At 66.5% G+C, this 9327-nt stretch carries 8 protein-coding genes; 3 read left to right on the plus strand and 5 right to left on the minus strand.

The window, feature by feature from the left end; translation table 11 throughout:
* The 5 genes from GPA_RS18920 to GPA_RS04855 all read right to left on the minus strand — a co-directional run.
* A partial coding sequence (locus GPA_RS18920) for a hypothetical protein (protein ID WP_041239115.1) occupies nucleotides 1-535 on the minus strand: 535 nt, incomplete at its 3' end.
* Between the two features lie 987 nt (nucleotides 536-1522).
* Nucleotides 1523-2041 carry a metallophosphoesterase family protein gene (locus GPA_RS04835; protein ID WP_015539119.1) on the minus strand — a complete coding sequence of 173 codons (519 nt, stop codon included), beginning with the start codon at nucleotides 2039-2041 and terminating at the stop codon, nucleotides 1523-1525.
* The gene (locus GPA_RS04840; RefSeq protein WP_041239117.1) at nucleotides 2038-2643 is read right to left on the minus strand and encodes a helix-turn-helix transcriptional regulator; all 606 of its coding nucleotides are present in this window, start codon (nucleotides 2641-2643) and stop codon (nucleotides 2038-2040) included. Before GPA_RS04840 ends, GPA_RS04835 begins: the two co-directional genes overlap by 4 nt.
* Nucleotides 2644-3789: 1146 nt before the next feature.
* The gene (locus GPA_RS04850; protein WP_015539121.1) at nucleotides 3790-5529 is read right to left on the minus strand and encodes an FAD-dependent oxidoreductase; all 1740 of its coding nucleotides are present in this window, start codon (nucleotides 5527-5529) and stop codon (nucleotides 3790-3792) included.
* Nucleotides 5522-6217: a cytochrome c3 family protein gene (locus GPA_RS04855; RefSeq protein WP_015539122.1), complete on the minus strand. Its 696-nt coding sequence runs from the start codon at nucleotides 6215-6217 to the stop codon at nucleotides 5522-5524. The genes GPA_RS04850 and GPA_RS04855 overlap by 8 nt, the downstream gene beginning before the upstream one ends.
* A 1209-nt stretch (nucleotides 6218-7426) precedes the next feature.
* Between GPA_RS04855 and GPA_RS04860 the strand changes: the two genes are divergently transcribed.
* From GPA_RS04860 to GPA_RS04870, 3 genes are all read left to right on the plus strand, one after another.
* Nucleotides 7427-7891: an Hsp20/alpha crystallin family protein gene (locus tag GPA_RS04860; RefSeq protein ID WP_015539124.1), complete on the plus strand. Its 465-nt coding sequence runs from the start codon at nucleotides 7427-7429 to the stop codon at nucleotides 7889-7891.
* Nucleotides 7892-8008: 117 nt separating this feature from the next.
* Complete coding sequence (locus tag GPA_RS04865; RefSeq protein ID WP_015539125.1) at nucleotides 8009-8758, plus strand: NAD-dependent protein deacylase; 750 nt, start codon at nucleotides 8009-8011, stop codon at nucleotides 8756-8758.
* 135 nt (nucleotides 8759-8893) lie between these two features.
* A partial coding sequence (locus tag GPA_RS04870) for an NUDIX hydrolase (RefSeq protein ID WP_156791130.1) occupies nucleotides 8894-9327 on the plus strand: 434 nt, incomplete at its 3' end.

Consider the following 9327-nt stretch of genomic DNA (forward strand, 5'->3'; position numbering starts at 1 on the left):
GCAGGCTCGCCGCGAGGCCGGGGCGCGGGAAGCGCTCCACCGGCAGGTCCTCCTCGGTACCGTCGGCGCGGCGCACGAGCAGGTGCGCGCACCGCGCGACTTCCTCGTCCCAAAGCTGGCGCTCGGGATCGTCGCCGTTCACGGGGTTGCCCGGCAGGCTGGCCAGATGTTCGTCCGGCGTCCGGCCGTCAAGCAGGACCACGGCGTCGCCGGGCGCGAGGCGGCCGTCTTCACGCACCTCGGTCACGTAGAGCGCGCCGCCGTGGCGGCGTACCGAGAATCCGCAGGTCATCGGATGGAAATCGGCCTTTGCAGACGCCTCGAGCGCCAGGCCGGGATCTTGGAACCCTGCCAGGTACTGCCTTATGCGCTGCACGAACAGGTCGTCGTCGAGCGCACCCGCCGCTTCGGCCTCCGCGAGCGCGGCCAGCCACGACTGCGCGTCACTGCACGGGGCGCTCTCGGGCTGCCCCGCGTAGTCCGCATCCATGATGCAGGCAACCGCGCGCGCTATCGCGCCGTACATTTCCGCCATGCCGTCACCTTTCCTCGCCGCGTTCGCGCCCTGTTCGCAGGCCATCTGCCCTTCGCACGGCGACTTCGTCCAGCCTTCAGGGCGCTTGCTTTCCGCCGACCCTCCTTTTCCCTAGTATAGCGGCCAAGCCCTCCTTTCCGCATAAGGGCGAGCAGTGCCTTCCGAAAAGCCCCATCATGAGCTCCCGTGCCGTGCGGCTCCCTTCGAAGCGCTTTACGCCCCAGCGCAATGCTTCGCCACGCTCCCTGTCTCGCTGCATCGACCCGCTATGATAGACATCGGATACTGCCGAGCTGGCGACGGAGGACGATCGGGACGCTCCGCGCAGAAGGTCAAATGCGGCCAATTCCAGGTTTGCAGCGATTTTCTCGCCGGGAGCTCATTCCGCCTCCGCGCCCCGCGGTTCAAGAACCCGCCGCGCTCCCGAATGGTCAAAAAGAAGGCGGTTTAGCAATCCATACTGTCTTGCTATGTTTATTCGGACGAAGCGCCACCTGGGGAAACGCTTGCGCAGCCCCATCGTCATCCCCGGAATCCGGCACCTGCCGCTCTCTGCGATTGCCAAACCGGCCCTTTTTTGACAGAAACCGGCCGTTTCCGCGTCATGGCAGGGGTTCCCCAAGCCAGCCTCCGCTGTTAATGGCATGCGCCAGGGCAGCGCGCATTTCGTCAGCCTGCGTGCAGCACCAAACCGAAGGGCCCATGCGAGCCCACCGACGACAGATGCAAGGACGGCGGCGAAGCAGGGGGGGGGGTACAAGCAGGGGGGGGTACAAGCAGGGGGGGGCACGAAGCAGGAGGACATTCCGAGAAAGACAGAACGTCTCTTGCTGCGCCCCGTCCGCACGCAGAACCTCGCCTCGCTGTACGAGGAACCCGCTCTTCCGTCGCGAAGCCCCCCTTGCACCCCTATCACCTTCGAAGCCGCCGAACTTGCAACCATTACCTGCCAGCAGGCGCGCCTGGCAAGCGGAAAGCGCCCGCGCCTCACGCCTCCAGCAGCGTCTCTCCGGTGAGCGCCTCCACGCGCACGCTGTTCACGCAGCCGTCGGACACGTCGATCTTGGCAATGCAGCGGGGGAACCCGCCGCGCGGGCGGAACGCGGCGCCGGGACACACGACGTACGTGGCCGGACGCGCCTCGGGCCCGGTGACGATCTCGGGCACGTGTGTGTGCCCATGGACGCACACCTGCGGGATAGGGTCGCCCGGCGCGAGCGCCCCCGAGCCTGCAAAGCTGATCTTCACGTCGCGCGGGTAGTGGGCCACCAGGAACCTCACGCCGTCGATGACGGGGCGCGCGAAACGGCCGACCGCCTGCCCGTACTCGTCGAAGTCGTTGTTGCCCAGAACCGCCGTCACGGGCGCGAGCGTTTCCAGCTCGCGCAGGATGGCCGGGTTGCCGATATCGCCCGCGTGGATGATATGGTCGCTGTCCGCGAGCGCCGCGAACGCCGCCTCCGACAGCTGCCCGTGCGTATCCGAGATGATCCCGATGACGGTCATATCGCACTCCTTTCTGACGCGCCTGACGCGCACCCGCTTTCGACGCGCTCCTCTTCCACCAGGTCGATCAAGTCCTGGTGCGTGTGGATGTCCAGCTTGGCGTACACGTGCTTGACGTGGGCCTTCACCGTGTTGCGCGACACGACCAGCTGTTCTTGGATGTAAGCGCGGTCGCGCCCGCGCGCCAGCATCATGAACACCTCCAGCTCGCGCGGGCTCAAGCCGTAGCGCTCGGCCAGCGTGCGGCAACGCTCCGCGAACTCCTGCTCGGGCGACTTCGCAACCGCCTGGTCCACCGGCGTGACGCCCGCAATGGTCTCGGCGAAGCTGAAATGCTTGAGTCCGATGAGCGCGTACCCCACGAACACGAGGATGAGCGCGCCCGTGACGAAGTCGACCGCCGGAGACCCCGCGCCGAACAGGTCGTTCGACCACACGCCCAGCGCCGCGCCCGCCGTGGAACCCAGCCCGGACACACCGCGGCCCCAGGCGAACGTGGCCACGGCCGCACGCGGGTTGCGCCCCGCCACGGCAATGAGCACGAGCCACGCCACCATGTCGAAGAGCGCATTGCCGGCCGCGAGCAGCGTCACGCTCCCCACCGCCGCGTATGCGCCTCCGGCCGACCACCAGCAGCACCGAAACCTGCGCCAGCAGATCGGCCGGAAACGCCCGCCGCGAGAGCAGCACGTACAGCGCCACCGCGGCCACGGGCACGATGCCCAGGAAGTCGGATACCGGCACGCCGCCCACCTCGCCGAAGCGCAGCGAGTAGCCGAACGCCACGCGGAACAGGAACAGGCACACGAACAGCTGGCTGGCCAGCGGCAGGAACGTGGAAGGCTGGGTCACGGAGAAGTCGGCCGGAGCCTCGCCGCTTTCCGTGGCCTGCAGCACGGGCAGCGCCTGGCGCCACACCAGCACCACCGTGGAGAAGGGCAGCAGCGCGAACAGCACCGTGCCGGCTCCTGCCGGAATCACCCACACCAGGGCCGTCACCGCGTATTCCGCGACGAACGCCAACGCGATGCAAGCCCCCGCCTGGCGCACTCCCAAGCGCGATGCCGCCGCGCCCACCATCACGATGGCCCATCCACGCCCGATGGACAGCGCGCAGGCTGCGGCAGTGAGCGCCACTGCGCTGCCTGTGTACAGCCCTACCGGCAGCAGTGCCGAGCCCATGGCAAGCAGCACGAGGCATCCCGCCGTGAGCGCTCGCATGCGCAGAAGCTGCGGCCTGAACGTGGCCACAAGGCCCACCGCTATGAGCGTGGTAGCGTTGGCCAGCACGGACGCGTCGCGAGCGTAGGTGAACACCGCGTCAAAGCGCGGGAACACCACCACGTTCATGAGCGACGTGGTGAGCAGCACGCACAGAAGTGCCGCGCACACCCGCCAGAACGGCGCGGCGAACAGGGAGGGAGCTTGTTCCGAAGAGGCGGTCATGCCCGCCATTGTAGCATGCGAGGTTTCATCGAAAGGCGCGCAAGGACCTGCCTTAAGTCGCAGCAGCCGGCTGCTACCGGCAGCGGCGCCCCGGAGGAGTAGCGGGGCGCCGCCAGAGGGAGGGAAAGCAGCAGGCTCGGGCGAAAGAGGGAAAGGAGCCGAGCCGCCGCAGGGATTGGTGGGTGGCACGGGGCGCACGGCGCCGCCGTGCGGTACGGGCGGTGCGAAGGGAAAGCGCACCGCCCGAAGGCCGCAGAGATTTGCCTGGCCGTGATCGCCGGCCTGGATGCAACCGGCAGACCCTACGCCTGCCCCGTGGCCGCCAACATGCCGGCGCGACGGCCGAACGTCATCGTGCGTCCGCAGGCCAGGCCCGTGAATAGGTTCGGATAGCTCACGCTGAAGAAGCCGCCCGAGCAGTCGCCGGTCAGGTACAGGCCCTCCACCGGCGTGCCGTCCTCGCGCACGGGATGCATATCCGTGTCGATCATGACGCCATCGAGCGTGGCCAGGAACCAAGCGCCGGCGCGCACGCCGTAGAACGGCGGCGTGTCCAGCTTCATCAGGCGGTACGCTTCCTTGTTGTAGTCCTCGTCGCGCCCCTGCTCGGCGAGGTGGTTGTAGCGCTGCCACGACTTCACCGTGTTCTCCACGGGGATGTTCAGCTTCTCGGCCAGCTCCTCCATGGTGTCGGCCTGCTGGATGTAGCCGGCCTCGATAAGCTTCTCGAACTCGGATGCCATGGACTCGATGGTACGGTTCGACGGCGCGCCGTTGTCGAACGGGTACAGGCGGCAGCAGCCCACCTCGTTCATCTGGCGCACCTGCTCGGCGTAGTTCGCGTCCCAGATATCGCAGTATGTGTGGTGCGGCTGCATATAGGCCGAATGCAGCATGTAGTCGTAGGGGCCGGACTCGTTGCAGAAGCGGTTGCCGTTCAGGTTCACCTTCATGAACGGCTGCTCGCCGAACCAGAACCACTCGCCCACTGTGCCGTTGCCGGCCGTCTGGTCGGGCTTGCAGCACGCGCGGTTGAACGTACATGCCGCGCCGAGCGGGTCCATCTGGCCGCCTGCCCACAGAGCCGCCTTGATCCCGTCGCCCGTGGGGTTGCCGCCCTTGCCGGGAGCCGCGATGCGCAGCGCCTGGTTCCACGGCTGGCGCGCCTCCATCATCTCAAGGTTGTTGCCGTAGCCGCCCGTGGACAGGATGACGCCCTTGCTGGCGTTGATGCGCAGGTAGTGGCGGTCGTTGACATCGCGGGCGATTACGCCGGTCACGCGGCCGGAGCCGTCCTGCTCGCACTTCACCAGCTCGGTGTTCCAACGGAACTCGGCGCCCTTCTCCTGCGCGTATTCCATGAGCGATACGCCGAAGCTGAAGCTCTTGTCGTCCTTGGAAAGCGCGGTCTTCGCAGGACTATGGCCGGTGGCCCACGCCTTGTCGCGCGCACCCTGTCCCGTCGTGCCGATGGATCCCTCGAAGTTCATGACCATGCGGCCGTCGCGCTCCACGATGCCGGTGATCCAGTCCAGCATAGGGCCGGATTCGTTCGCCCACAGCTTCACCAGGTCGTAGTTGATGAAGCCGTTGGCATAGCGGACGATGTCCTCCACGGCCTCCATCTTGTCGATCTCGAACTGGGAGTACTCTGCGAACGACGCCTTCTGCAGGGCGGAGTCGATGGCGCCGATATCCTCGCGCGGGTTCGCCACCTTGGACACGCGGTCGATGCCCAGCACGCGCGCGCCGTTCTCGGCAGCGGAGATGATGGCCGGCAGCCCGCCCGTGCGACAGCCCACCACCAGCACCTCCACGTCCAGCGTTTCGACGATGTCGGCCTCGGGCACCTCGGGCGCCAAGCCAAGCCAGGAAGGCGTGCCCGCCTCCCCGACGCGCGCGTTGGCCGGAGCTGCGGCGGCATCGACAGCATAGCCGTTGCCGCACCCGGCCAGCGCGCCCGCCGCTGCGGCGCCCAGCGCGGTAATGCCTGCTCCCTTGAGGAAGCTGCGGCGCGAGAGTCCGCTGCGCTCGTTACTCATTAGGGGCCTCCCATCCCTCGGGCGCGGTCAACGCATGGCATTCGTTGCACACGAGCGTGCTCTTCTCGTGCACCTTGTGGCAGTCGCCGCACTCAAGCGCATAGTCCTGGTGGCTGGAATGCGGGTTGTACTTCTCGTCGTTGCCCTCGAAGCCCCAGGTGCCGGCAACCACCTCGTCCATGCTGTGGCAGCCGCTGCGCGCGCAGAACTCCTCGGTGGCGAACTCCTTGCCCGTGGCCAGCATGCCCGTGGCCTCGTCCATCGGATAGCTGTCCGACACCCATGCCATTGCCTCGGACACCTGCGTGGCGAATTCGGCCTCATGGCAGCTCAGGCACGTGTCGCCGGCCGCCGCGTGCTGCGTGACCAACATGCCCGGGTCGCCCGCGCCGTACGTCTCCACGTACTTGTCCATCGGGCTGTGGCAGATGGCGTTGCAGAAACTCGGCTGCTCGTGCCACACCCATGCCCCGATGCCGGCCACCAGCACCACCGCCACGATGACGGCGGCCACGATGGCCCCACGCCGCACGCGCTTCGGCGCAGGGGCGGCGGGATCGGCTTCCTGCGAGGTACCGGCAGCCGGGGTGCCAGGGGCTCCCGAGGCGCCCGGGGCGCTGTCGGCACCGGGAGCAGCCGGGGCATTCGGAGCCCCGCTCGCGCCGTTGGCGCTTTCCTTGTCGACCATGTCCTCCTCCTTCTCCTTTTTTGGTTCGATCGGTGAAACCCTTCGGCCACATCATGCAGGCCAGCGGGACAACCGACCATTACCCCCGTGGGGGCATTTTTACGTTTTGGCTGGTGAAAGGTTTAATTGGAAAGGGAGAGGCACATAGGGGAATCCGCCCTCCGAAGAAGCAGCCGCCCGTTGCCGATGAGGGGGTACACGGCCGAAACCACTCGCCGCAACGGCAGCGGGGCCTCGTTTCGCCTACGGCCGCAAGGGCGTCGACGCACCAAGCGGCAACCGCGCCAGAGGCGTGCAAGAAAACGGCAAGGTGTACATGGCGGATAGGCAAGATACCGGCAAGGCCCGCGCGGCGGATTCGCAAGATCCGGGCAAGATCGGGGCGACTCCCCGACGGCGATATTGCGGTCGCCCGGCAAGGTTGCGGCAGTAGGATGGGGGAACGGAGCGCAGAGGCGGCGCGGTGCCACATCCCTCTCCAACCTTATCCCCTCTTGCAGGGGCGAAACGGGAAGGAGGTGGCAACCATGACCGATTTGGTTTTGCTTACGGCAATCCTTGAGCTGATCGCCAGCGCAGTGCACCTAGCTGCGGCTATAATAGAAAGGCTCCCCGTCCGTAAGGGCAAGGAGCAGTAAAAGAAACCAAACCGCCGAAGCGATTCGAGAGCCGTGGGGAGTCAACAGCTCCCTGCGGCTCGTCTTGCATGATAGCAAAAAACCAAAGCGCATGCCACTTATATCGATATCTTGAGCACATCCATACCTGCATTCCACATTCATCTTCGGCAGTCGGATGCCCGCTGAAGCCCGAACCGTCCAAGGAACCAGTTCTTGCTGAAACAAGACCGGCAACCCCGTCTCCTATCCTTCTCTATCATCCCAAGGGAGCTTCCGCATGACAGGGTTGTGGCGAAGGGGTTTCGCTTTGGGGGTTCCGGACGGGCGGGCGGGAAGGTCGGCGCGACGGGGGCTATTCTGGGACGAGGGTTGCGGGCGCCTTCGCTTTCGCCCTCGGAAGTTGACGAAACCGTAACTTTTAGCACTCGTTGCTTGACAGTGCTAATACAACGTTTTATAACAGTCATGTACAGAGAAAACCGCACAGAAAGAGGCTTAGGTTTTCTCAATCGACCCAGGCCGGCCAACAAGCCGGACGCGCCGTCGGAGAGAGCCCAAGCCTCGCACGACACGTAGGAGAGTGATTAGTATGGCCATGATGGTACCCATGCGGAGGAACCGCAACCTGCTTAGCGAGCTGATGACCGACCCGTTCGACGCGTTCTTCAACGCGGCCTCGGCCCCGATGCAGGCGATGCAGAAGATGTCGCCCACGCTCATGCGCACCGACATCAAGGAGACGGACGGCGGCTACGAGCTGACCATCGACCTGCCGGGCTTCAAGAAGGACGACGTGCAGGCCGAGCTGAAGGACGGCTACCTCACTATCAACGCGCAGACGCAGGGCGAGTCCGAGGACAAGGACGAGCAGGGCACCTACGTGCGCAAGGAGCGCTTCAGCGGCAAGTGCAGCCGCACGTTCTACGTGGGCGACGACGTGGAGGAAGATGACATCAAGGCGAAGTTCGAGGACGGCGTGCTGAAGATCGCCGTGCCGAAGAAGCAGGAGCAGCCGAAGCTCGAGGAGAAGAAGACCATCGCCATCGAGGGCTAGCCTTACGAGGCACAACAGCCAGTGCGCATGCTCGGCGCACCAAGGGAAGGCGACCGCGAGGTCGCCTTCCTGCTATGATGGGACGCAAGCCATTCGCAGCACTATCGAGGAGGGACCATGGACGACGAGGCGCGGCGCGGGATCGAGGCGTTCCGGAACTGGGTGGACGAGACGAAGCCGGGGCGCATGGTGTTCTTCGGCGGGGCGGGCGTGTCCACCGAGAGCGGCATCCCCGACTTCCGCAGCCCTGACGGGCTGTACGCGCAGAAGTACCCCCATCCGCCCGAGCAGATGATCTCGCGCAGCTTCTTCGACGCGCATCCGGCGGAGTTCTTCGCCTTCTACAGCGACCGCATGCTCGCGCTGGACGCCCAGCCGAACCGCGCGCACCGGAAGCTGGCGGAGCTGGAGCAGGCGGGCACCTTGTCCGCCGTGGTCACGCAGAACATCGACGGCCTGCACCAGAAGGCCGGCAGCGAGCGCGTGCTGGAGCTGCACGGCAGCGTGCTGCGGAACTTCTGCATGGATTGCGGCGCGGCGTACCCGGTGGACGAGCTGCTGCGCCTGCGCGACGAGGCCGCCGACGGCGTTCCGCGCTGCCCCGCGTGCGGCGGCATCGTGAAACCCGATGTCGTGCTGTACGAGGAAGCGCTCGACGAGCACACGCTCCAGGCATCCGTCGACGCCATCGCCCGTGCCGACCTCCTGGTGGTGGCGGGCACGTCGCTCGCCGTGTACCCAGCCGCGGGCCTCATCGACTTCTTCCAGGGCGACCACCTGGTCATCGTGAACCGCACTCCCACCCCGCGCGACCGCCAGGCCGACCTCTGCCTGGCCGCGAACGTGGGCGACGTGTTCGACTTCTAGCCGCAACCGCGACCCGTCGTCCCGCGCACCGCGAGCAACGCGACAGCACGAACGAATGTTTCACGTGAAACATCGGCGCCTGCTCCCGGAAACGCGGAGGGACGGCACGTCAAGCTACCGAGAAGGAGCAACCCCATGCCCGAGACCACCAGCGACTCCCCAGCCGCCCCCACTATCGACGGCACCACCAGCGCAGCCGCCAGCGCCACAAATGCCCCCACCGCCAGCGCCGCTTCGCCCACGCCCACGTTCGCCGGCCTGCGCCAAGTATCCGACGACTGGATAAAGAAGTACGTGCTGACGTACACGATGCCCGACGGCTCGACCTATGAGTACGAGAGCGCCTCGCGCAAGGGGCCGGAGGCGTACCGCGCCGAGCTGGAGGCGCACGCGCGCGGCGAGAGCGCGGCATCCGACGCCGTGTGCATCGTGCCGCAGACGCCCGACGGCCGGCTGCTGCTCATCCGCGAGTTCCGCTATCCGTTGAACAGCTGGTGCATCGCGTTCCCCGCCGGGCTCGTGGACCCGGGCGAGGACCTGGCGGCAGCCGTGGACCGCGAGCTGCGCGA

The sequence above is a fragment of the Gordonibacter pamelaeae 7-10-1-b genome (assembly GCF_000210055.1).
Classification (GTDB): domain Bacteria; phylum Actinomycetota; class Coriobacteriia; order Coriobacteriales; family Eggerthellaceae; genus Gordonibacter; species Gordonibacter pamelaeae.

What these genes read in the sequence shown, in the direction of transcription:
- GPA_RS04835 (WP_015539119.1), bottom strand. Translation starts at nt 2,041, where the DNA reads ATGACCGTCATCGGGATCATCTCGGATACGCACGGGCAGCTGTCGGAG.
- GPA_RS04850 (WP_015539121.1), bottom strand. Translation starts at nt 5,529, where the DNA reads ATGAGTAACGAGCGCAGCGGACTCTCGCGCCGCAGCTTCCTCAAGGGA.
- GPA_RS04855 (WP_015539122.1), bottom strand. Translation starts at nt 6,217, where the DNA reads ATGGTCGACAAGGAAAGCGCCAACGGCGCGAGCGGGGCTCCGAATGCC.
- GPA_RS04860 (WP_015539124.1), top strand. Translation starts at nt 7,427, where the DNA reads ATGGCCATGATGGTACCCATGCGGAGGAACCGCAACCTGCTTAGCGAG.
- GPA_RS04865 (WP_015539125.1), top strand. Translation starts at nt 8,009, where the DNA reads ATGGACGACGAGGCGCGGCGCGGGATCGAGGCGTTCCGGAACTGGGTG.